This window comes from Micromonospora sp. NPDC048842 (assembly GCF_040649935.1).
GTDB classification, from domain to species: Bacteria; Actinomycetota; Actinomycetes; order Mycobacteriales; family Micromonosporaceae; genus Micromonospora; species Micromonospora hortensis.
The window spans coordinates 54,495-75,850 of the sequence record NZ_JBEZGK010000013.1 but is presented as its reverse complement, the minus strand read 5'-3'; the positions used below and the strand labels follow the sequence as shown (position 1 = coordinate 75,850).

Below are 21,356 nucleotides of genomic sequence, written 5' to 3'. Positions count from 1 at the left end.
CACCCTGCCACGCGAGCCGTACGGTTAGCAGTACGGACGTACGGTTTGGGAGGCGACCATGTGGGACCCGACGACCTACCTGCGCTTCGGCGACGAGCGATCCCGGCCGTTTCACGACCTCCTCGCCCGGATCCCGGCCGAGCGACCCCGAGCGGTGGTCGACCTCGGCTGCGGCCCCGGCCAGCTCACCGCCGTCCTCGCCGAACGCTGGCCGACCAGCCGGGTGCGCGGTCTCGACTCCTCGCCCGAGATGATCGAGCGGGCTGAGGCCCTCGGCGCGCCGGTCGACTTCGCGGTCGCCGACCTGCGCGACTGGCGCCCGGCCGGCGACGAGGACGTGGTGGTCAGCAACGCGGCCCTGCAGTGGGTCCCCGGCCACCAGGAGCTGCTGCGCCGCTGGGCCGCCGATCTGCCCGCCGGCGCCTGGCTCGCCATGCAGGTCCCCGGCAACTTCGCCGCCGACTCGCACCGCGCCCTTCGGGAGGTCGCCAACCGGCCGACCTGGCGTGCCGAGGTCGCCCCGCTGCTGCGCGCGGACCCAGTCGACGACCCGGCCGACTACGCGGAGCTGCTGACCGCCGCCGGCTGCGCGGTGGACGCCTGGGAGACTACCTACGTGCACCTGCTGCCGGCTCGACCCGCCGCCGAGCACCCGGTGCTGGCCTGGATGGAGGGCACCGCGCTGCGCCCGGTCCGGGCCGCACTGGACGCCGCCGGCTGGTCCGCCTTCCGGGCCGAGCTGGGAGTACTACTCACCGCGGCGTACCCGGTGCGGCAGGGTCAGGTGTACTTCCCGTTCCGCCGCGTCTTCGTCGTTGCCCACACCGGCGACCATGCCCAGGAGAACCAGTGACCGACCTGTCCACCTTCATCGCCGGCCTGCCCAAGGTGGAGCTGCACGTGCACCACGTCGGCTCCGCCCTGCCCCGGATCGTCGCCGAGTTGGCGGCCCGCCACGAGGGGCGCACCCCCGTGCCGGCCGACCCGGATGCGCTCGCCAGCTACTTCGAGTTCCGCGACTTCGCGCACTTCATCGAGGTCTACCTGAGCGTCGTGGATCTCATCCGCGACCCGGAGGACGTCTGGATCCTCACCCACGAGGTGGCCCGCGAGCTGGCCCGCCAACAGGTCCGGTACGCGGAGCTGACCATCACCCCGTACTCGCACGTCCGACGGGGCATTCCCGCGCCGGCGTTCTGCGAGGCCATCGAGGACGCCCGCAAGCGTGCCCTGGCCGACTTCGGCATCGAGCTGCGCTGGTGCTTCGACATCCCCGGCGAGGCCGGCCTGCCGGCGGCCGAGGAGACGCTGCGCGTCGCGCTGGACGAGCGCCCTGACGGGCTGGTCAGTTTCGGTCTGGGCGGCCCGGAGATCGGCGTACCCCGACCGCAGTTCCGGCATTACTTCGACCAGGCCCGCGCCGCCGGGCTGCGCTCGGTGCCGCACGCCGGGGAGACCACCGGGCCGCAGACCGTCTGGGACGCGCTGAACGAGCTGGGCGCCGAGCGGATCGGGCACGGCATCTCCGCCGCGCAGGACCCGCAGTTGCTCGCGTACCTGGCCGAGCGGCAGATCGGGATGGAGATCTGCCCGACGTCCAACGTCCGTACCCGGGCGGTGGCCACCCTCGACGAGCACCCGCTGCCCCGGCTGGTCGAGGCCGGGCTGCTGGTCACCATCAACTCCGACGACCCGCCGATGTTCGGCACCACCCTCAACGACGAGTACGCGGTGGCCGCCCGCCTGCTCGGCGTCGGTGCCGAGGGCCTGGCCGGGCTGGCCCGCAACGCGGTGACCGCGTCCTTCCTGGACGCCGCCGGCCAGCAGCGGATCCTCGCCGAGATCGACGCGTACCTCGCCTCCGCCGGCTGAGCTGATCGGCAGGCGGGGCTGGTCGGCCGCTCGGGTGCCGGCTGGTCGCTCGGCTGGGCCGGTTGGTTGAGCAGGGCGCGCGGCGGGAGTGTGGGTGTGGGGGGACCTGTGACTCCCGCCGCGCGCGCGGCTCCACCGGCCGTGGGTGCGTGGTGCGCTCGGCCGGTGGAACTGGTGGGTTCGTGCTGTGATCCTGTCAGCCAGCAGCCGATCCAACGCGGTCGTTAACCGCGATCTAAGGAAGACTTGCGCCGGCGCACAGCCCCGGGTTCGGCCGGGTCAGTCGTCGGTGGGGCGCTGGCGGGGCCAGCGACGACCGGTGGCCTTCGTGTCCCGGGCGTCGCGGGCCATCCGACCGACCAGACCGAAGCGGCTGACCTGCCGGGGCGTCGCCTCCGGGTCGGCGAGCAGCATCACCACGCTGGCCCCGCCCAGCCGGGCGCGGTCGATGCTCACCGAGCCGTTGGCCTGCAACGCGACCCGCTTGGCGATGTCCAGCCCGAGCCCGGTCGAGCCCTGGTCACTGGCGCCCCGGCGCAGCGCCCGGTCCGGGTTGGCGATGCCGGGGCCGGCGTCGTCGATCCGGATCGCCACGTAACCGTCGCGCCGGGACACCGCCACCTCGAACGCCGTGCCCTGCGGGGTGTAGCGGAAGACGTTGCCGATCACCGCGTCGAGCGCGGCGGCCAGTTCGGCCCGCGGCACCGGCGCCGGGATGCGTAGCTGGGCGCCGTTCACCCGGTGCGGCCGGTTCTGGTCGCCGGCCAACGCCGCCCAGAACACCATCCGGTCCCGGACCACTTCGCTGACGTCGCACATCGCCGGCCCGGCCTCGAGCGCCACCGTCTTACGGGTGGTCTTGATCAGCACGTCGATCTCACCCTCCAGGGTGACGATCGCCTGCCGGATCCGCCGGATCCCGCGCAGCCGGTCCAACTCCGCCGGGCTGAACGAACCCACGCTGGTGTCGTCGGACTCCAACGCCTCCGCGTCCAACCGCAGCACAGTCAACGGGGTACGCAGACGATGCGACAGGTCGGCGACGAGCTCCCGCTCGTCGGTGCGGGCGGCGTCCAGCCGGTCCGCCATCCGGTTGAAGGCGTACCCGGCCTCGGCCAGCTCGCGCGGACCGGTCGGCTCGACGCGTACGCCGAGGTCGCCGTCGCCGATGGAGAGCGCGGCCTTGACCAGACCGCGGGTGGAGTCCACCGCGCGGGCAGCGACCCTGTCGACCACCAGCACCGCCGCGCCGGCCATCGCCGCGCCGACAGCGAACAGCAGCAACCAGGTGCCGCCGGCGCCCTCGCCCAGCGTCGACTCCGGAAGGAACACCTCGACCACTGCCGTCCGGTCACCGAGGACGACCGGGTCGAGTCGGGCCACACCCCCGTCGACGTCGACGACCACCGACTGGCGCTCGGTGCGGGCCCGGTCCAGGTCGCTGCCGCTGGCCCGACCGGCGGACTCGTCCAATCCCAACCCGTGCACCACGGGCCGGGTGGGTGCGCCATCGGCGCTGGCCACCACGGCACGCTCGACGACCGCAGGGTCGGTGCTGACTGCCAGCGCGCCGGTCACCAGCGCGCTGCGCCGGGCCGCGTCGGCGATCGCCTCGTCCCGGCTCTGCTCGCGCAGACTGAGCCCTAGCGGGATCAGGAACGCGAGCGCCACGAGACTGCACATGCCGGCCGTGAGCAGGGCCAGCGCCGTCCTCAGTCCGGTGCCACCAGCCGGAATCCGACCCCCCGCACGGTGCGCAGGTAGCGCGGCTTCGCCGCGGACTCGCCCATCTTTCTGCGGAGCCAGTACAGGTGAACGTCGATGGTCTGATCCTCGCCGACCGATGGCTGCCGCCATACCTCCTCCAAGAGTTCCCGGCGGGACACTACCCGCCCAGGTCGTGCGGCGAGATACGCCAACAGGTCGAATTCCTTGCGGGTCAGCGCCAGCGGCTCCCCGTCGAGCTGGGCGCTGCGCTCGCCCACGTCCACCCGCAGCCCGCCGACGCTGTGCACAGCGGGCTGCACGGACCGACTGGCCCGGCCGGCCCGGCGCAGCACTGTGGTGATCCGGGCGTCCAGGTGTGCCCCGGTGAACGGCTTGACCATGTAGTCGTCGGCGCCGGCGCGCAGCAGCTTGACCACCGACTGCTCGTCGTCGCGGGCGGTGGCGATGATGATCGGAACGTCGGTGATGCCGCGCAGCATCCGCAGCGCGTCCGAGCCGTCCAGATCGGGTAGGCCGAGGTCGAGCACCACCAGGTCGGGTGTCTCCGCGGCGACCCGACGCAGGGCGTCCAACGCCGTACCCACGGCGTGCACGGCATGCCCCCGGTCGGTGAGGGACCGCAGCATCGCGCCGCGTACGACGTGATCGTCTTCGACCAGGAGCACGGAGGCCACGACAAGACCGTACTTGGCCTGGCAAGTTGATCGCGTTGCGGCGTGCCTGGCGACCGGGCAAGCTGGTACGACGATGTCGTTCACCCTGTTCGCCGATGCCCGCCTGGCGCTCGCCCGGGACAGCCTCGCCGGTCTCTCCACCGGCGACGCGCTCGGCGCGCAGTACTTCCTGCCGGGGTCGGCGCCCGTGGGTCTCGCCGTCGACGCGCTGCCGCCAGCGCCCTGGGAATGGACAGACGACACCGAGATGGCCTGTTCGGTCCTCGCCCAGTTGGCCGACTCCGGTGGCATCGACCGGGACCGGCTGGCCCTCTCCTTCGCCGAGCGATGCACCGAGCGCCGAGGCTACGGCGCGGGCGCGATGCTGATCCTGGAGCTGATCCGCACCGGCACCCCGTGGCCGCTGGCCGCCGCCTCCGCCTTCGACGGGCAGGGCTCCTGCGGCAACGGCGCGGCGATGCGGGTCGGCCCGCTGGGCGCGTACTTCGCCGACTCGACGGCGCGCGCCGCGGCACAGGCCCGCGCGTCCGCCGAGGTGACGCACGCGCACCCGGAGGGGATCGTCGGCGCGGTCGCCGTCGCCGTCGCCGCCGCGCTGGCCGCCCGAGCCCGTCTCGACGGGCACCGGCCGGCCCCGGAGCGGCTGCTCGCCGGGATCGCCGCCGCGCTCGACCCGGGCACCGAGGTGCACCGGGGCGTACACCGGGCTGCCGGGCTGCTCGGCCGGCCGTTGCCCCGGGTGGTGGAGGCGCTCGGCAACGGCTCCCGGGTGACCGCCCAGGACACCGTCGGGTTCACCCTCTGGGTGGCCGCCACCCACCTCGACGACTATCCGGCGGCCATCGAGACGTGCGTACGGGCCGGCGGGGACGTGGACACCACCGCCGCCATCGCCGGAGCGGTGGTGGCGGCGCACACCGGTGTCGGCACCCCGGGCGGGGTACCCGAAGAGTGGCTGGCCGCCCGCGAGCCGCTACCTCCCTGGCTCCCCTGACCCCCGGGCTGACCACGATCAACTCGGCTTCCTGCAAATCGGGCTGTCCGGGCGGGGCGGGGATGCCGCGGCTTCCGGGAACCCGAGTGGATCACCGCGATGCTGCGGGAACAGCCTGCTGCGCGTCGGTGGGCTGCGGGTCGGCGGGCGTCGGGTCTGGCGTTGCGGTGTCGTTCCCGCGGCCGGTTATCTCGGCCAGCGTCGCGGCCTCGTCCGGGCCGCCGGTCACCTCGGCGAGCGCGGTGGCCTCGCCCGGGTCGCGTCGACGCCACCGGCTGACCAGCCAGCCGATCGCCGCGCCGCCGCCCAGCCCGGCCAGCAGGCCGGCGGCCAGCATCCCGTCGGCGCTGCCCTCGTCGGCACCGCCCGATCGGGCCGGCGGTGCGGCGTCCACACCGTTGTCCGCTGCGACCGGTGCACCGGCCGCCGGACCGGCGTGTCCGCCGTGTGCGGCAGGACCCGCCGCGCCGGGCGCCGCCGGCAGCAGGGTGAGCGCCGGGGCCCGGTGCGGGCCGGTGGCGTCCGCCCACCGGACCACGGTGCCATCGGCGTACGTCTGGACGACCTCGAAGGTGAGTCGCTCGGCCTGCGGCATCGGCCCCATGGAGAGCGCCAGCCGAGCCGGCCCGGGGTCACTCGCACCGACCCGGACCCAGGTCACCGCTGTCGTCACAGTGTTCACCCCGGAGGAGTGGATACCGGCCACCGGCTTGTCCAGGGTGCGGGAGCTGATTCGGGGTGCCCAGCCGTTCACCGACATGGGGTAGACCTCGGCGATCGGCGCGTCGGCCGGCAGCCGGACCTCGATCTGGTTGGTCTTCGTGCCGGCCCGTTCCTCCGGGACGCTGAACTCCAGCCGTACCGCCTCGCCCTGCCGGGCCTCGGTCGGGGTGGTCGTCACGTCCGCGGCGTACGCCGTGCCAGGCCAGAGCAGCAGCCCAGCGGCGGTCACCGCGGTCGCCGCCACGATCCGCCGTCGACGGCCACCGCCGTACGTGCTCGCCATCTCGTGCCCCCATCCGTGTCGACGCGGCCGGCACCGGTTTCCGGCCACACCTTCTAGTTCGGCTGCGAGGCGCGAAAGGTTCAACGTCGGCGGTAAGGAGGTGCCGTTCCCGGCCGGGGGCGGGGCGACCGATAGCATCGGCAGGAGCCGAGGATCGGCACCGTTTCGTACCACTTGGAGGAGTCACCGTGTCAGCACCCCGTACCCCCGCCGTGGCCGACCCCGTCGTCGTCGCCGCCGGGACCACGGCGGCCGACGCGGTGGCCGCGGCCGGACTGCCCGCGAACGGCCCGAAGGCGATCGTCGTGGTCCGCGACCCCGAGGGCCAGCTGCGCGACCTGGACTGGTCGCCGGCCGAGGAGACCGTCGTCGAGCCGGTCAGCCTGGATTCGCCCGACGGGCTCAACGTGCTGCGCCACTCCACCGCGCACGTCCTCGCCCAGGCCGTGCAGGACATCTTCCCCGAGGCCAAGCTGGGCATCGGCCCGCCCATCGAGAACGGCTTCTACTACGACTTCGACGTCGACAAGCCGTTCCAGCCCGATGACCTCAGCAAGCTCGAGAAGCGCATGCAGGAGATCATCAAGTCCGGGCAGCGGTTCCGTCGCCGCCGCTTCGGCAGCCTGGACGAGGCGCGCTCCGAGCTGGCCGACGAGCCGTTCAAGCTGGAGTTGATCGAGGTCAAGGGCGAGGGCCTGGACACCGACGAGGTGATGGAGGTGGGCGGCGGCGAGCTGACCATCTACGACAACCTCGACGCCAAGGAGGACAAGGTCTGCTGGTCGGACCTGTGCCGGGGTCCGCACCTGCCGACCACCCGACTGATCGGCGCGTTCAAGCTGATGCGTTCCGCCGCCGCCTACTGGCGGGGGTCGGAGAAGAACCCCCAACTACAGCGGGTGTACGGCACCGCGTGGCCGACCCGCGACGAGCTCAAGGCGTACCTGAAGCTGTTGGAGGAGGCCGCCCGGCGCGACCACCGCAAGCTCGGCGCGGACCTCGATTTGTTCAGCTTCCCCGACGAGATCGGCTCCGGCCTGGCGGTCTTCCACCCCAAGGGCGGCATCATCCGCCGCGAGATGGAGCACTACTCGCGCCAGCGGCACGAGGCGGCGGGGTACGAGTTCGTCAACACCCCGCACATCACCAAGGCGCAGCTGTTCCAGACCTCCGGTCACCTGCCGTACTACGCGGACACCATGTTCCCGCCCATGCAATTGGAGGGCGCGGACTACTACCTCAAGGCGATGAACTGCCCGATGCACAACCTGATCTTCAGGTCGCGCGGGCGGTCGTACCGGGAGTTGCCGCTGCGGATGTTCGAGTTCGGCACTGTCTACCGGTACGAGAAGTCCGGCGTCGTGCACGGCCTCACCCGGGTCCGTGGCCTGACCCAGGACGACTCGCACATCTACTGCACCCGTGAGCAGATGGCCGGCGAGCTGTCCACGCTGCTCAGCTTCGTGCTCGACCTGCTGCGTGACTACGGCCTGGACGACTTCTACCTGGAGCTGTCGACCCGGGACGACTCGCCCAAGTTCATCGGGGCCGAAGAGGACTGGGCCGAGGCCACCGAGGCGCTGCGGACCGCCGCCGCGACCTCCGGCCTGGACCTGGTGCCCGACCCGGGCGGCGCGGCGTTCTACGGGCCGAAGATCTCCGTGCAGGCCCGCGACGCGATCGGCCGGACCTGGCAGATGTCCACCATCCAGGTCGACTTCAACCAGCCGGAGCGGTTCGGGTTGGAGTACCAGGCCGCCGACGGCAGCCGGCAGCGGCCCGTGATGATCCACCGTGCGCTGTTCGGGTCGATCGAGCGGTTCTTCGGGGTGCTCACCGAGCACTACGCGGGCGCGTTCCCGGCCTGGCTGGCGCCGGTGCAGGTGGTGGGCATCCCGATCCGCGAGGACCACACCGACTACCTGCACGGCTTCGTCGCGGCGCTGCGCGCCGAGGGCATCCGGGCCCAGGTGGACGCGGGTGACGACCGGATGCAGAAGAAGATCCGGACGGCGCAGCAGCAGAAGATCCCGTTCATGGTGATCGCCGGAGACGACGACGTGGCCGCCGGCACGGTCTCCTTCCGCTACCGCGACGGCTCCCAGCGCAACGGGGTGCCGGTCGCCGAGGCGGTGACCCACGTGCTGGACGTGGTCAGCTCACGGACCAACATCGGCCCCTCCGCCGCCGCCGCGGAGTAGCCGGGCGGGCGGCGCGCTTGCCGCATGATCGTGCTCGATCCAGGAAGTAGTGGCCTCCCCGGTGGGGGAGGCCACTACTTCCATGTTCGAGCGTGATCAATCTTCGCCCGGACGCGCCGGCGCGGGCGGCGGCCTACGGGGTCAGATGCCGCAGTTCGGCGCTGACCAGCCTCCGACCGCTGCCACGTGGGTGTGGTCGTTGTGGTCGGGGTAGCCGGGGCCGAGGATCTGCCCGAAGCCGTGGTTGCGGGCCTGCTGCGCCAGCCGGCAGAACGACGGGGAGCCGACCAGGTCCACCCCGTCGCCGTAGAGGTGTCTGCTGTTCGACGCGCCGCCGACGGCGCTGTTGCAGGCGTAGCTGCGGAAGCTGCTGCTGATCGCGATGGACACGTCGCCGAGGGCGTGCCGCATGGCCTGGAGCTTCCACATCGAGACGAGCGCGTTGAACCGGGCGGTGCTCGCCGAGACGGCGCCGCCGGACCAGTCGCTGTTGCACTTGTTCAGCTCGGGGTAGCTGAAGTTGGCCGGGGTGCAGTCGTCGTCCTGGAGGGCGTAGAGCCTGTTGAACGTCTGTGGGCCGGCGATGCCGTCGGCGGGCAGCCCGTACGCCTGCTGGAAGCGGATCACCGCCGATCGGGTGGCCGGGCCGTACGCGCCGTCGAGGGTGAGCACCGCGCCGTAGCCGGGGTAGCCGGCGACCCGGATCTGGAGTTGTCGGACATCCTCGCCGGACGCCCCCTGGGACAGGGTGCGTCCCCAGGTGTAGCAGCCGTCCGCCTGGGCCGCGCCGGCAGTGAGGGTGACGCCGGCCACTGTGGTGGCGGCGGTCAACGCCAGTGCCGCGAGGAACCTGCCGAGCCGTCGGAACATGTAGCCCTCCATCAATGCATGGAAGTACGTGGATGCATGGAAGTTTCATACTTCGGCTTTGATCCGTCAAGAACTTGCAGTCCCGGGTTTCCCCAAGGCGGGTGTCGCGGCGTGCCCGCGGGGCTCCGTAGGATCGGCTCGTGACAGGGGTGGAACGGCACACGGACAGTGACGGCATGGCGGACGGCCTGGAGCGGCTCTGGACGCCACACCGGATGACCTACATCTCCGGCGAGGACCGCCCGGCCGAGGGCTACGAGAAGCCGACCGGCTGCCCCTTCTGCCGGGGGCCGAAGCTGCCGCCCGAGGAAAGCCTGGTGGTGGCCCGGGGCGAGCACGTCTTCGTGGTGCTCAACCTCTACCCGTACAACCCGGGGCACCTGCTGGTGTGCCCCTACCGGCACGTCGCCGACTACACCGACCTGGACGTGCCGGAGACCACCGAGCTGGCGTCGTACACCCAGACCGCCATGCGGGTGATCCGCAAGGTCAGCAACGCCCACGGCTTCAACCTGGGCATGAACCAGGGCGGGGTGGCCGGCGCCGGCATCGCCGCGCACCTGCACCAGCACGTGGTGCCGCGCTGGGGCGGCGACGCGAACTTCATGCCGGTGATCGGCCGCACCAAGGTGTTGCCGCAGCTGCTCGGCGACACCCGCGACCTGCTCGCCCGCGCCTGGCCGTCCTGACGCCCGCCGGCCGCGCCGCGCCGGTCGCGCGGCCTCCGCACCGGTCCGGCTAGTCGGCGCGCAGCAGCGGGGTCAGCTCCGACCAGCTCTCCACCCGGCGTACGCGGGGCAGCATCGCGGCGTGTGCGGCGACCTCGGCCCTTCGGGGCCGGAACAGGAAGCGGTGCGGCACCGAGTCGAGATAGCCGAGCACCTCCAGCTTGTCGTCCACGAAGTGGGTGAGGCCGAGGCGTCCGGCGATCGGTGCCTTGTCCGGTCGCGTGCGGCAGAAGTGCACCCGCTCGACCGGGATGCCGGTGCGGGCCGGAAAGTCATGGTGGGCCAGCCACTCCCGGGTACGCCGCTCGGTGGCCTCCCCGCACTTGGACACCAGGTGCACCTCGTCGAACGCCGGGCCGAGCGCCGCGAGCGCGTCGAACGCCCCGACGACGGCCGGGGTGCGCAGGTAGTGCGCGCCGAAGAACGACGTGTCCGCGTCGCCATCGGCCGGCTCGATGATCACTCCGCCGATGTCCACCCCGAGCCGCCGCATGGCGTTGATCATGCCGCACCGTGACCGTCTCCGTGCACCCGCGTGTCCGCCCGCGGATCTGCTACGCCCCGGCCTGCCGAAGGTGGCACGATCGGCCGATGGCAGTCACGACACGGGTGTTGGGGCGCAGCGGCATCGAGGTCAGCGCCCTCGGCATGGGGTGCTGGGCGATCGGCGGGCCCTGGGCGGAGGGTACCCAGCCACTGGGCTGGGGCGCTGTCGACGACGACGAGTCGGTGCGGGCGGTACGCCGGGCACTTGATCTGGGCATCACCCTCTTCGACACCGCCGACACGTACGGGGCCGGGCACGGTGAGCGGGTGCTCGGACGCGCGCTCGCCGGTCGCCGTGACGACGCCGTGATCGCCACCAAGTGGGGTTACACCTTCGACGAGGCCGGCCGGCAGGCCACCGGTGAGGACGCGTCGCCCGCGTACCTGCGCGGTGCCGTGGCCGCCTCACTGCGCCGGCTGGGCACCGACCGGATCGACCTCTATCAGCTGCACCTGGCCGACCTGTCGGTGCCGAGGGCGCAGGCGCTGATCGGGACCTGCGAGGACCTGGTGGCCGAGGGCCTCATCCGCGCGTACGGGTGGAGCACCGACCGCACCGACCGGGCCGCCGCGTTCGGGCACGCCGCCGCCGGTGCCACCGCCGTGCAACACGCCCTGTCGGTGCTGCGCGACGCTCCCGAGCTGCTCGCCGTCTGCGACAAGTACGACCTGGCCAGCATCAACCGGGGCCCACTCGGGATGGGGCTGCTCACCGGCAAGTACACGGCCGCGTCGACGTTGCCCCGCGACGACGTACGCGGGCTGACCCCGGGCTGGTTGGAGTGGTTCCGGGGTGGTCGGCCGGCACCGGAGTGGCTGCGCCGGGTCGGCGCGGTCCGTGCCGCGCTCACCGCCGACGGGCGCACCCTCGCCCAGGGCGCGTTGGGCTGGATCTGGGCGCGCAGCGGCCGCACCATTCCGATCCCGGGCTGCCGTACTGTCGCCCAGGTCGAGGAGAACGCCGCCGCGCTGCACCGGGGCCCGCTGCCGGCGGACCAGTTCGTCGAGGTGGAGCGTCAACTTGCCGCCGTCCGCACCGCGGCCCTCCGCGACGCCGACCGCCCCCACTGGCCCCGCCCCACCCACCCCACAGTCCACCCGTAAACAAGTCCACAAACCCCACCCCTCGCCCACGCCCCCGCCCCGCCCGCGTGCCCCGTGACCGCCGGGCCCGCCGGGCCCGCCCCCGCCCGCCCGCCCGTGTCGATCATGGAGTTGTGGTGCCTCGCGAATCGGGCATAGATCCGCCTTCTGCCCACCACAACTCCATGATCGACCCGCGAGCCACCCCAGCCCTCGCCGATCTTGCACTTTCCGAGGGGACTTATGCCCGCGACAGCGACATAAGGGTGACAGAAAATGCAAGATCGGCGGGGCGGGGCGGGGCGGGGCGGGGCGGGGCTGGGCTGGGGTTAGGGGAGTTGTTCCTTGCGGGTCTGGTCGGCCAGGTGGGCGGGCATGGGGTCGTGGCGGACGAAGTGGCGGCGGAAGGTACCGGTGCCGGCCGTCATGGAGCGCAGCTCGACGGCGTACCGAAGCAGTTCCGTGGCCGGCACCTCGGCGCGGACGAGGGTGCGGCCCTCGGTGTCCGGGTCCGGTTCGGTGCCGAGCACCCGGCCGCGTCGGCCGGACAGGTCGCCCATCACCGTGCCCACCGAGCCGTCCGGAACCCGGATGGTGACCTCGTCGATCGGCTCCAGCAGGGCCGGCTGGCCGCGCTCGGCGGCGTCGCGCAGCGCCAGCGCGCCGGCGGTCTGGAAGGCCGCGTCGGAGGAGTCGACGCTGTGCGACTTGCCGTCGACCAGTGTCACCCGCAGGTCCACCACGGGGTGCCCGGCGACCAGCCCGCGCTCCAGTTGGGCGCGGACGCCCTTCTCCACCGATGGGATGTAGTTGTGCGGCACCGCGCCGCCGACCACCCGGTCGACGAACTCGAAGCCACTGCCGCGGGGTAGCGGCTCGACCTCGATGTCGCAGACCGCGTACTGGCCGTGGCCGCCGGACTGCTTGACGTGGCGGCCGTGCCCCTTCGCGGGCGCTGTCAGCGTCTCGCGCAGCGACACCTTGACCGGCTCGGTGTCCAGCTCGACACCGCCGGCGCGCAGCCGGTCGAGCACCACGTCCGCGTGTGCCTCGCCCATGCACCAGAGCACCAGTTGGTGGGTCTCCGGGTTGCGCTCCAGCCGCAGCGTGGGGTCGCCGGCGACGAGGCGGGCGAGGTTGCGGGCCAGGGCGTCCTCGTCGGCGCGGCTACGGGCGGCGATCGCCACCGGCAGCAGCGGCTCCGGCATCTCCCAGGGGGCGATCAGCAGCGGGTCGTCAATGGTCGAGACGGTGTCGCCGGTCTCGGCGCTGCCCGACTTGGTGATCGCGCAGATGTCACCGGCCACGCAGAGCGACACCTCCCGCAGTGTGGCGCCCAGCGGGGTGTAGATGTGCCCGACCCGCTCGTCGGCGTCGTGGTCGGGGTGCCCGCGTTCGGCCATGCCGTGCCCGGAGACGTGCACGGTCTGGTCGGGGCGCAGCGTGCCGGAGAAGACCCGGACCAGCGAGACGCGACCGACGTGGCGGTCGATGGTGGTCTTGACGACCTCGGCGACCAGCGGCCCGGCCGGGTCGCAGCTCAGCGGCGGACGCGGTGAGCCGTCCACGCCGGCCACCGCCGGCAGTTCGTGCTCCAGCGGCGACGGGAACGCGGCGGTCAGCACCTCCAGCAGCACGTCCAGCCCGACACCGGTCTGGGCGCAGACCGGCACCACCGGGTAGAAGTGGCCCCGGGCGACCGCCTTCTCCAGGTCGTCGATGAGCACCTCGTCGCCGATCTCCTCGCCGTCGAGGTAGCGGTCCATGAGGGTCTCGTCCTCGCTCTCGGCGATGATTCCCTCGATCAGCTCGTCGCGGGACTCGTCGATGGCCCGTTGGTGCTCCGGGTCCGGGTCGCGGACGTCGGCGGGCAGCCCGGCGCTGTAGTCGAAGACCCGACGGGTGATAAGGCCGAGCAGACCTTCGGTGGACACCCCGTCGTCGCCGAGCATCGGCAGGTAGAGGGGCATCACGTTGTCACCGAAGAGGCGCTGGCAGAGCGCCACCGTCTCGTCGACGTCGGCGCGGGGTTGGTCCAGTCGAGCCACCGCGACCGCGCGGGGCATGTCGACGGCTGCGCACTCCTCCCAGAGCGCGACGGTGGCCGCGTCCATGCCGCCCGCGGCGGAGACCACGAAGAGCGCGGCGTCGGCGGCCCGCAGCCCGGCGCGCAGCTCGCCGACGAAGTCGGCGTACCCGGGGGTGTCCAGCAGGTTGACCTTGATGCCGTTGTGCAGCAGCGGTGCGCAGGACAGGCTGACCGAGCGCTGCTGGCGTACGGCCGCGGGGTCGTGGTCGCCGACAGTGGTGCCGTCGACAACGGTGCCGGCGCGGCCGATCGTGCCGGTCGCCGCGAGCAGGGCCTCGACCAGTGTGGTCTTGCCCGCCCCGGAGTGCCCGACGAGCACCACGTTGCGAACCCGCTCGGGCTCGGTGACCACCGGCGTGCCGCCGGTGGAACCCTTCTCGTGACTCTTCTGCGCCATGGGGCGCACCTCCCTCAGCCGGTGGTGGTGGCGACCGCCGCGCGACGGGTAGCGGCCCGGGGCGAGTGCGCGGCGATATCCTCCGGTGGTCTGCTGCACAGCGGGAACGGGACGGGCGGACGGGTGAGCTGGCTCACCTCCCGGCTCGATCTCACACCCGTTGCCGGGTAGGCACAAGCCTCCCCCGGGCGGGTCGGCGGTACCGTCCGTATCGCCGGAGCTGGGCGGACCGTTATCGTGGGGACCGCCATGGCGAAGATCTTCCAAGTGTCGGCCCGCGCGGGGATGACCCGCGTCGTCGAGCCGATTGCCCGCGCCCTGCTGCGCGCGGGCGTCACCCCCAATGCCGTCACCGTCGCGGGCACCGTTGGTGTGCTCGTCGGCGCGCTCGGCTTCGGTGCCCGCGGCCACCTGGTCGCGGGCGCGTTGATCGTCACCCTGTTCGCGCTCACCGACCTGCTCGACGGGACGATGGCCCGGATGAGCGGCGGCTCCACCAAGTTCGGCGCGTTCCTCGACTCAAGCATGGACCGGGTCGCCGACAGCGCCGTCTTCGGCGCCGTCGCGTACTGGCTGGCCACGCAGGGCAACTACTCCGGCGTGGCCGCCGCGTTGGTGTGCCTGGCTGCCGGCAGCCTGGTGTCCTACGTCAAGGCCCGCGCCGAAGGGCTCGGCATGACCTGCAACGTGGGCATCGCCGAACGCACCGAGCGACTGCTGATCGTCGGGGTCGGCGGAATCCTCACCGGCGTCGGTGTCGATCCGGCCCTGGAGATCGCGCTCTGGCTGCTCGCCGCCGTGTCGATCTTCACGGTGGGGCAGCGGATGACGCACGTCTACCGCCAGGCCCAGCAGCTCCAGCCGGACGGCCAGGCATGAGCGGCGTGCCGGCGACCCGGCGTCGAACGACCGGCGGCAGAGTCGCGTGAACCTCACCGAGCTGGGCTACATCGCCGGGTGGCGGGTGGTCCGTGCGCTACCCCGGCCGTTGGTGGCGGCGGCGTTCCAGGCGGGCGCGGACCGCGCCCACCGCGCCGGCGGCGGGGGTACGTCCCGACTGCGCGCGAACCTGCGCCGGGTGGTCGGCCCGGAGTTGCCCGACGCCGAGTTGGACGATCTCGTCAAGCGCGGGTTGCGCTCGTACGCCAGGTACTGGATGGAGGCGTTCCGGCTGCCCGCCCTGAGCCGGTCGCAGATCCTGTCCGGTTTCCGGCTCGACGGCGCCGAGCTGCTCGCCGCCGACGTGGCCGCCGGACGGGGCGCGGTAGTGGCCCTGCCGCACGCCGGTAACTGGGATGCCGCGGGCGCCTGGGTGGCGGCCACCGGTTGGCCGATCACCACAGTCATGGAGCGGCTCAAGCCGGAGGGCGTCTACAAGCGCTTCCTGGCCTTCCGGGCGAGTCTGGGGATGGAGATCCTGCCGACCCACGGGGGGCCGCGTCCGGCGTTCGACGTGCTGCTGGACCGGGTGCGGGCCGGTGCTGTGGTGCCGTTGCTGGCCGACCGGGACCTCTCCGCCCGAGGGGTGGAGGTGGACTTCTTCGGCGGGAAGACCCGGATGCCCGCCGGGCCGGCGTTGCTCGCGCTGCACACCGGCGCGCCGCTCTACGTGGCCTCGCTGTGGTTCGAACCGGATGCCGCCCGCGCGTCGCTGGCTGGTCCGTTGCCGGTGCCGGGCCCCGAGGTGGGGCCGCTGGACCAGCGGGTCCGGTCGCTGACCCAGCTGATCGCCGACGGTCTGGCGGCGGGTATCGCCCGCCATCCGGAAGACTGGCACATGTTGCAGCGGATGTGGCTGGACCAGGCGAGGTCGGGGGAGGGCGCGGCGCTGCCCTCGTCGGCCTCCGGCCAGGCCTGAGGAGGTGGGCTGACGGATGCGGATCGGCATCGTGTGCCCGTACTCCTTCGACGTGCCCGGTGGGGTGCAGAACCACGTCATGGACCTCGCCGAGGCGCTGATCACGCTGGGCCACGAGGTCAGCGTGCTCGCGCCGGCCGACGAGGATTCGCCGCTGCCGGAGTACGTGGTGTCCGCCGGCCGGGCCGTCCCGCTGCCGTACAACGGGTCGGTTGCCCGGATCGCGTTCGGCCCGGTGTCGACCGCCCGGGTCCGGCGATGGATCACCAACGGTGACTTCGACGTGCTGCACGTGCACGAGCCGCTCACGCTGAGCCTGTCGCTGTTGGCCGTGCTCTCCGCCCGCGGCCCGGTGGTGGCCACGTTCCACACCGCGATGACCCGTTCGCGGGTCCTCGCCGCCGCGCAGGGTGTGCTTCAGATCGTGTTGGAGCGGATCACGGCCCGGATCGCGGTGAGCGCGCTGGCCCGCAAGGTGCAGGTCGAGCACATGGACGGCGGTGCGGTGGAGATCCCCAACGGGGTGGCGGTGGCCAAGTTCGCCGACGCCGAGCCGCTGCCGGGCTGGCCGGGGGAGTGCGCAGTTGGCACCGGCGGCACGCTCGGCTTCTTGGGCCGGTTCACCGAGGCACGCAAGGGCTTCCCGGTCCTGCGCGACGCGTTCGTGGCGCTGGCCGCCACCCGGCCCGGTCTGCGGTTGCTCGTCGCCGGCCCGGGTGACCCCGACGACCTGTACGACCAGTTCCCCGCCGAACTGCACGAGCAGATCACGTTCCTCGGCCTGGTCAGCGAAGCGGACAAGGCGCGCATGCTGCGCAGTGTGCACCTCTACGTCGCGCCGAACACCGGCGGCGAGTCGTTCGGCATGATCCTCACCGAGGCCCTCGCCGCGGGTACGACTGTCATCGCCAGTGATCTGGACGCCTTCCGGCGGGTGCTCGACGGTGGGCGGGCCGGTCGGCTCTTCCCCACCGGCGACCCGGTGGGGCTGCGTGACGTGCTGGCCGAGCTGCTGGACGACCCGGCCGCGCGGGCCGCGCTGAGTGCCTGCGGCGATCAGGTGGTCGCGAATTTCGACTGGCCGGTGGTTGCTCGCCGCGTTCTGGAGGTATACGCAGCGGCGATCGAGGCAACCGACGGGCGGGTCATCGACCAGGAATGGGTGGGGCTGAGCTGAGCCGGTGTGACGGATGGTGCGGGGGTGACCGGTGGGACCGGTCCGGCCGCGCCCAATCGGACGAAACGGAGCAGCACTACGATGCCGCACATGTGGTGGGTGGTGGCCGCGAGCGTGGTCGTGGGGCTGGTCGCGGCGTACCTCATCTGGACCGCCGGCCGGGTGGAGCGACTACAGGCTCGCGCGGAGCTGGCGGCGCGGGCTCTCGACGCCCACCTGCTGCGCCGCGCGGCGGCAGCCGCGGTCCTGGCTGAGCGGCGTTTCGGCGTCGAGCTGTACGCGGCTGCCCGGATCGCCCTGGACGCCAGTCCGGACGAGCGGGAGGCGGCCGAGAACGACCTCACCCGCCAGTTGCGCGGTGTCCAGTTGGACCCGGGCGACCCGGACTGCGTGGCGGTCATCGCCGCGAGTCGTCGGCTCGCGTTGTCCCGGCAGGTGCACACCGACCTGGTCCGGGACGCCCGCTCGGCGCGCAGCCGGCCGCTGGTGCGGCTGTTGCGGATGGGACGGGGCCGGGATTGGCCGCGCTACTTCGACATCGACGACCCGACCCTCGTCGTGCCGGCGGACGTTCCCGCCGCCTGACCTCCTGCTCCCGATTGGGCGTGGGCAAGCCGGTGACCACTGCCACAGTGCAGGCCACCGGGGGTCTGATTGGCTGTCGGTGCGGCGTTGAACCGCGCGTAGCATTTTCGCTGCCACCCCCAGAGCATGTCCAAGGAGCGATGACCCGTGCCCGAAAACACCGCCTCGAACACCGGTACGGCCCCTGTCGTCGGCACCGCCCGCGTGAAGCGTGGCATGGCCGAGATGCTCAAGGGCGGCGTGATCATGGACGTCGTCAACGCCGAGCAGGCCAAGATCGCTGAGGACGCCGGCGCCGTCGCGGTGATGGCCCTGGAGCGGGTGCCCGCCGACATCCGCGCGCAGGGTGGGGTGTCCCGGATGAGCGACCCCGACATGATCGACGGGATCATCGAGGCGGTCTCCATCCCGGTGATGGCCAAGGCCCGCATCGGCCACTTCGTGGAGGCGCGGATCCTCCAGTCGCTCGGCGTGGACTACGTCGACGAGTCCGAGGTGCTGACCCCGGCCGACTACGCGAACCACATCGACAAGTGGGCGTTCACGGTGCCCTTCGTCTGTGGCGCTACCAACCTGGGCGAGGCGCTGCGCCGGATCACCGAGGGCGCGGCGATGATCCGCTCCAAGGGCGAGGCGGGCACCGGTGACGTCTCCAACGCCACCACCCACATGCGGAAGATCCGCCAGGAGATCGCCCGGCTGTCCTCGCTGCCGGCCGACGAGCTGTACGTCGCGGCCAAGGAGTTGCAGGCCCCGTACGAGCTGGTCAAGGAGGTCGCCGAGAGCGGCAAGCTGCCGGTGGTGCTGTTCACCGCGGGCGGGATCGCCACGCCGGCCGACGCGGCGATGATGATGCAGCTCGGCGCCGAGGGTGTCTTCGTCGGTTCCGGCATCTTCAAGGCGGGCAACCCGGCTCAGCGGGCCGCCGCGATCGTCAAGGCGACGACCTTCCACGACGACCCGGACGTGCTGGCCAAGGTCTCCCGGGGCCTCGGCGAGGCGATGGTCGGCATCAACGTCGACGAGATCCCGCAGCCGCACCGCCTGGCCGAGCGCGGTTGGTGAGCGCGAGGAGTGAGCCGCTCTTGCGAGCCCCGCAGTCGCGAGGGAGTTACTGGTTGGTGAGCGCTCTTTCCGGGCGACGGACGCGGAGAGGAACGGTGCGGCCATGACGGCACCCGTGATCGGTGTGCTCGCGCTTCAGGGCGACGTCCGCGAGCACGTGGCGGCGCTGGCCGCGGCGGGCGCTGACGCTCGCCCGGTCCGCCGTCCGGCGGAGCTGGACGCGGTCGACGGCCTGGTCATTCCCGGCGGGGAGTCCACCACCATGAGCAAGCTGGCGGACATCTTCGAGATGCGCGAGCCGATCGACAAGCGGATCGCCGACGGCATGCCGGTCTACGGCTCCTGTGCCGGCATGATCATGTTGGCGACCGAGGTGCTCGACGGCCGAGCCGATCAGCGGGGTTTCGCCGGCATCGACATGACGGTCCGGCGCAACGCGTTCGGCCGGCAGGTCGACTCGTTCGAGGCGCCGGTGACCGTCGTCGGGGTGCCGGGCGAGCCGTTCCACGCGGTGTTCATCCGCGCGCCGTGGGTGGAGCGGGTCGGTGCCGGCGTCGAGGTCATCGGGGTGGTGTCCGGCGGCCCGGCCGCCGACCGGATCGTTGCGGTGCGACAGGGCCACCTGGTGGCCACCTCGTTCCATCCGGAGCTCACCGGTGACCTGCGGGTGCACGCGTACTTCGTGGACCTGGTCCGCGCCGCCTGCTGAGCGGCGGCCGACCGCGCCGGGCTGTCCATGATGCTCGCTGCGGTAGTGGCTTCGCCCAGGGTTTTTGTCCCGTCTGCCCTGGTCCGTCGGGGCCGGGCGATAGTGCCGTGCGCGGTGCATGACAGGGACCCGGGGGACGTCGGTAGGATTGCGGAGATTCGGCAGGGCCATCTGCCCGCCACGGCTTCCACCAGAGCTGACCGGCACCTCCGCGTGCGCCGGCGGGAGCGGGGCGTGAGCGGTGCGGTCGATGCAGACGGCGGGTAGCAACGGAGGTAGAAGATGTCCGGCCACTCAAAGTGGGCGACGACCAAGCACAAGAAGGCCGTCATCGACGCCAAGCGCGGCAAGATGTTCGCCAAGCTGATCAAGAACGTCGAGGTGGCCGCGCGGATCGGCGGCGGCGACCCCACCGGGAATCCAACGCTCTTCGACGCCATCCAGAAGGCGAAGAAGAGTTCGGTGCCGAACGACAACATCGACCGCGCCGTCAAGCGTGGCTCCGGCCTGGAGGCTGGCGGCGCCGACTGGCAGACGATCATGTATGAGGGGTACGGCCCGAGCGGCGTGGCCATGCTCATCGAGTGCCTCACCGACAACCGCAACCGCGCGGCGACCGAGGTGCGGACGGCGCTGACCCGCAACGGCGGCTCGCTCGCCGACGCCGGCTCGGTGTCGTACATGTTCTCCCGCAAGGGCGTGGTGATCGTCCCCAAGGAGGGCACCAGCGAGGACGACGTGATGCTGGCCGTCCTCGACGCCGGCGCCGAAGAGGTCAACGACATCGGTGAGGCGTACGAGGTGGTCTCCGAGCCGACCGACCTGATCCCGGTGCGCACGGCGTTGCAGGACGCCGGCATCGAGTACGAGTCGGCCGAGTCCTCCCTGATCCCCAGCGTCAACGTGCCGCTGGACGAAGAGGGCGCGCGCAAGATCTTCAAGCTGATCGACGTCCTGGAGGACTGCGACGACGTCCAGAACGTCTACGCCAACTTCGACGTCAGTGACGACGTGATGGCGGCGGTCGACGCCTGACCCCGCCTCACCCCGCCGCGATCTTGCACTTCCTGACCCGACAGTCCGCGTCACGCGGGGCATATCGTCAACAGGAAGTGCAAGATCGCGGCGAGGGAGGGATGCGGGGGTGGTGGAGCGGTTCGCGCCTGGCGACACAGTGGTACGGCGTGAGGTGCTGCGGGGTGAGGTCTGGTTCGGTTGCCCGACGATCTGCGTCGAGGATTCGCCTGACCTGCTCGCCCTCTACCTCCCCTCGGGGGCCGAGTTCGGCTTCCCGGGCACCGGCGTCTTCCCCTGCGGGCGGCACCCGTGGGAGGCCGCCGGGCACCGCTCCTGGTCCGGGCACGGCAAGCTGATGCTGCAACGCCCCGGTGAGGCGCACTCGATCGACGTGTTCTGGACCGGGCCGGGTCGCGACTTCGCCGGCTGGTACTTCAACCTTCAGGACCCGGTGCGGCGTACTCCGATCGGGGTGGACACCCTGGACCACGAGCTGGACCTGTGGTGGGCCGCGGACGCCGACCGGTACGTCTGGAAGGACGTGGAGATGTTCGCCCAGCGCCTCGTCGAGGGGCGCTACCCGGGCATGGGGGACGCCATCCAGGCCGAGGGTGACCGGGTCGCCGCCCTGCTCGACGGGGGTGAGCGCTGGTGGGACCCGTCGTGGGCCACCTGGCAGCCCGACCCTGCCTGGACGGCGCCCCCGCTGCCCGCCGGCTGGGATCAGGTGCCACCCGCGCGCTGAGCGACGCCGAGG

General features: G+C 72.2%; 20 protein-coding genes. 14 read left to right on the top strand and 6 right to left on the bottom strand.

The window, feature by feature from the left end:
• Window positions 1-58 precede the first annotated feature (58 nt).
• Both AB0C19_RS19715 and AB0C19_RS19710 read left to right on the top strand, forming a co-directional pair.
• Window positions 59-853 carry a trans-aconitate 2-methyltransferase gene (locus AB0C19_RS19715; RefSeq protein WP_357187234.1) on the top strand — a complete coding sequence of 265 codons (795 nt, stop codon included), beginning with the start codon at window positions 59-61 and terminating at the stop codon, window positions 851-853.
• A complete protein-coding gene (locus AB0C19_RS19710) occupies window positions 850-1,872 on the top strand; it encodes an adenosine deaminase (protein WP_357187231.1) in 1,023 nt (340 codons plus the stop codon). Before AB0C19_RS19715 ends, AB0C19_RS19710 begins: the two co-directional genes overlap by 4 nt.
• Window positions 1,873-2,151: 279 nt before the next feature.
• On the opposite strand, the gene AB0C19_RS19705 is transcribed toward AB0C19_RS19710, so the two are convergent.
• Together AB0C19_RS19705 and AB0C19_RS19700 are read right to left on the bottom strand one after the other, a co-directional pair.
• A complete protein-coding gene (locus tag AB0C19_RS19705; protein WP_357187228.1) occupies window positions 2,152-3,555 on the bottom strand; it encodes a HAMP domain-containing sensor histidine kinase in 1,404 nt (467 codons plus the stop codon).
• Window positions 3,556-3,584: 29 nt separating this feature from the next.
• A complete protein-coding gene (locus AB0C19_RS19700; RefSeq protein ID WP_091401712.1) occupies window positions 3,585-4,274 on the bottom strand; it encodes a response regulator transcription factor in 690 nt (229 codons plus the stop codon).
• Between the two features lie 73 nt (window positions 4,275-4,347).
• On the opposite strand from AB0C19_RS19700, the gene AB0C19_RS19695 reads away from it, so the two are divergent.
• Window positions 4,348-5,268, top strand: a complete 921-nt coding sequence (locus AB0C19_RS19695) for an ADP-ribosylglycohydrolase family protein (protein WP_357187224.1) — start codon at window positions 4,348-4,350, stop codon at window positions 5,266-5,268.
• Window positions 5,269-5,359: 91 nt separating this feature from the next.
• On the opposite strand, the gene AB0C19_RS19690 is transcribed toward AB0C19_RS19695, so the two are convergent.
• Entirely contained in the window at window positions 5,360-6,274 is a 915-nt protein-coding gene (locus AB0C19_RS19690; RefSeq protein ID WP_357187221.1) for a DUF1775 domain-containing protein, read from the bottom strand.
• 188 nt (window positions 6,275-6,462) lie between these two features.
• Between AB0C19_RS19690 and thrS the strand changes: the two genes are divergently transcribed.
• Window positions 6,463-8,475, top strand: a complete 2,013-nt coding sequence (gene thrS, locus AB0C19_RS19685) for a threonine--tRNA ligase (RefSeq protein ID WP_357187218.1) — start codon at window positions 6,463-6,465, stop codon at window positions 8,473-8,475.
• Between the two features lie 141 nt (window positions 8,476-8,616).
• Here thrS and AB0C19_RS19680 read toward each other — a convergent pair whose 3' ends face one another.
• Window positions 8,617-9,345 (bottom strand): D-Ala-D-Ala carboxypeptidase family metallohydrolase, encoded by a 729-nt coding sequence (locus AB0C19_RS19680; RefSeq protein WP_238682954.1) that lies wholly within the window; start codon window positions 9,343-9,345, stop codon window positions 8,617-8,619.
• Window positions 9,346-9,521: 176 nt separating this feature from the next.
• Here AB0C19_RS19680 and AB0C19_RS19675 point away from each other — a divergent pair, with 176 nt between their 5' ends.
• Window positions 9,522-10,034 carry an HIT domain-containing protein gene (locus AB0C19_RS19675; RefSeq protein WP_196930193.1) on the top strand — a complete coding sequence of 171 codons (513 nt, stop codon included), beginning with the start codon at window positions 9,522-9,524 and terminating at the stop codon, window positions 10,032-10,034.
• Between the two features lie 49 nt (window positions 10,035-10,083).
• Here the strand turns inward: AB0C19_RS19675 and AB0C19_RS19670 are convergent, their stop codons facing one another.
• A complete protein-coding gene (locus tag AB0C19_RS19670; RefSeq protein WP_357187213.1) occupies window positions 10,084-10,578 on the bottom strand; it encodes a hypothetical protein in 495 nt (164 codons plus the stop codon).
• A gap of 86 nt (window positions 10,579-10,664) precedes the next feature.
• Here AB0C19_RS19670 and AB0C19_RS19665 point away from each other — a divergent pair, with 86 nt between their 5' ends.
• Window positions 10,665-11,723 (top strand): aldo/keto reductase, encoded by a 1,059-nt coding sequence (locus AB0C19_RS19665; RefSeq protein WP_357187210.1) that lies wholly within the window; start codon window positions 10,665-10,667, stop codon window positions 11,721-11,723.
• A gap of 308 nt (window positions 11,724-12,031) precedes the next feature.
• On the opposite strand, the gene AB0C19_RS19660 is transcribed toward AB0C19_RS19665, so the two are convergent.
• Window positions 12,032-14,188, bottom strand: coding sequence for an elongation factor G-like protein EF-G2 (locus AB0C19_RS19660; protein ID WP_357187207.1), 2,157 nt, complete (start codon window positions 14,186-14,188; stop codon window positions 12,032-12,034).
• 249 nt (window positions 14,189-14,437) lie between these two features.
• On the opposite strand from AB0C19_RS19660, the gene pgsA reads away from it, so the two are divergent.
• The 8 genes from pgsA to AB0C19_RS19620 all read left to right on the top strand — a co-directional run bounded on the left by pgsA (window position 14,438) and on the right by AB0C19_RS19620 (window position 21,344).
• Window positions 14,438-15,067 carry a phosphatidylinositol phosphate synthase gene (gene pgsA, locus AB0C19_RS19655; RefSeq protein ID WP_330440843.1) on the top strand — a complete coding sequence of 210 codons (630 nt, stop codon included), beginning with the start codon at window positions 14,438-14,440 and terminating at the stop codon, window positions 15,065-15,067.
• Window positions 15,068-15,113: 46 nt separating this feature from the next.
• Entirely contained in the window at window positions 15,114-16,046 is a 933-nt protein-coding gene (locus AB0C19_RS19650) for a phosphatidylinositol mannoside acyltransferase (RefSeq protein WP_357187203.1), read from the top strand.
• A gap of 16 nt (window positions 16,047-16,062) precedes the next feature.
• On the top strand, window positions 16,063-17,223 hold the full coding sequence (locus AB0C19_RS19645) for a glycosyltransferase family 4 protein (protein ID WP_357187200.1): 1,161 nt from the start codon (window positions 16,063-16,065) through the stop codon (window positions 17,221-17,223).
• A gap of 81 nt (window positions 17,224-17,304) precedes the next feature.
• Window positions 17,305-17,808: a hypothetical protein gene (locus AB0C19_RS19640; RefSeq protein WP_238682962.1), complete on the top strand. Its 504-nt coding sequence runs from the start codon at window positions 17,305-17,307 to the stop codon at window positions 17,806-17,808.
• A 147-nt stretch (window positions 17,809-17,955) separates the two neighbouring features.
• Entirely contained in the window at window positions 17,956-18,873 is a 918-nt protein-coding gene (pdxS, locus tag AB0C19_RS19635) for a pyridoxal 5'-phosphate synthase lyase subunit PdxS (protein WP_266303041.1), read from the top strand.
• 103 nt (window positions 18,874-18,976) lie between these two features.
• Complete coding sequence (gene pdxT / locus AB0C19_RS19630) at window positions 18,977-19,582, top strand: pyridoxal 5'-phosphate synthase glutaminase subunit PdxT (RefSeq protein ID WP_357187195.1); 606 nt, start codon at window positions 18,977-18,979, stop codon at window positions 19,580-19,582.
• Between the two features lie 282 nt (window positions 19,583-19,864).
• Complete coding sequence (locus AB0C19_RS19625) at window positions 19,865-20,617, top strand: YebC/PmpR family DNA-binding transcriptional regulator (RefSeq protein ID WP_091401738.1); 753 nt, start codon at window positions 19,865-19,867, stop codon at window positions 20,615-20,617.
• A gap of 109 nt (window positions 20,618-20,726) precedes the next feature.
• Complete coding sequence (locus tag AB0C19_RS19620) at window positions 20,727-21,344, top strand: DUF402 domain-containing protein (RefSeq protein ID WP_357187192.1); 618 nt, start codon at window positions 20,727-20,729, stop codon at window positions 21,342-21,344.
• The last annotated feature ends 12 nt before the right edge of the window (window positions 21,345-21,356 follow it).

What these genes read in the sequence shown, in the direction of transcription:
- AB0C19_RS19715 (WP_357187234.1), top strand. Translation starts at nt 59, where the DNA reads ATGTGGGACCCGACGACCTACCTGCGCTTCGGCGACGAGCGATCCCGG.
- AB0C19_RS19705 (WP_357187228.1), bottom strand. Translation starts at nt 3,555, where the DNA reads ATGTGCAGTCTCGTGGCGCTCGCGTTCCTGATCCCGCTAGGGCTCAGT.
- AB0C19_RS19695 (WP_357187224.1), top strand. Translation starts at nt 4,348, where the DNA reads ATGTCGTTCACCCTGTTCGCCGATGCCCGCCTGGCGCTCGCCCGGGAC.
- AB0C19_RS19690 (WP_357187221.1), bottom strand. Translation starts at nt 6,274, where the DNA reads ATGGCGAGCACGTACGGCGGTGGCCGTCGACGGCGGATCGTGGCGGCG.
- AB0C19_RS19680 (WP_238682954.1), bottom strand. Translation starts at nt 9,345, where the DNA reads ATGTTCCGACGGCTCGGCAGGTTCCTCGCGGCACTGGCGTTGACCGCC.
- AB0C19_RS19675 (WP_196930193.1), top strand. Translation starts at nt 9,522, where the DNA reads ATGGCGGACGGCCTGGAGCGGCTCTGGACGCCACACCGGATGACCTAC.
- AB0C19_RS19670 (WP_357187213.1), bottom strand. Translation starts at nt 10,578, where the DNA reads ATGATCAACGCCATGCGGCGGCTCGGGGTGGACATCGGCGGAGTGATC.
- AB0C19_RS19665 (WP_357187210.1), top strand. Translation starts at nt 10,665, where the DNA reads ATGGCAGTCACGACACGGGTGTTGGGGCGCAGCGGCATCGAGGTCAGC.
- AB0C19_RS19660 (WP_357187207.1), bottom strand. Translation starts at nt 14,188, where the DNA reads ATGGCGCAGAAGAGTCACGAGAAGGGTTCCACCGGCGGCACGCCGGTG.
- pgsA (WP_330440843.1), top strand. Translation starts at nt 14,438, where the DNA reads ATGGCGAAGATCTTCCAAGTGTCGGCCCGCGCGGGGATGACCCGCGTC.
- AB0C19_RS19645 (WP_357187200.1), top strand. Translation starts at nt 16,063, where the DNA reads ATGCGGATCGGCATCGTGTGCCCGTACTCCTTCGACGTGCCCGGTGGG.
- AB0C19_RS19640 (WP_238682962.1), top strand. Translation starts at nt 17,305, where the DNA reads ATGCCGCACATGTGGTGGGTGGTGGCCGCGAGCGTGGTCGTGGGGCTG.
- pdxT (WP_357187195.1), top strand. Translation starts at nt 18,977, where the DNA reads ATGACGGCACCCGTGATCGGTGTGCTCGCGCTTCAGGGCGACGTCCGC.
- AB0C19_RS19625 (WP_091401738.1), top strand. Translation starts at nt 19,865, where the DNA reads ATGTCCGGCCACTCAAAGTGGGCGACGACCAAGCACAAGAAGGCCGTC.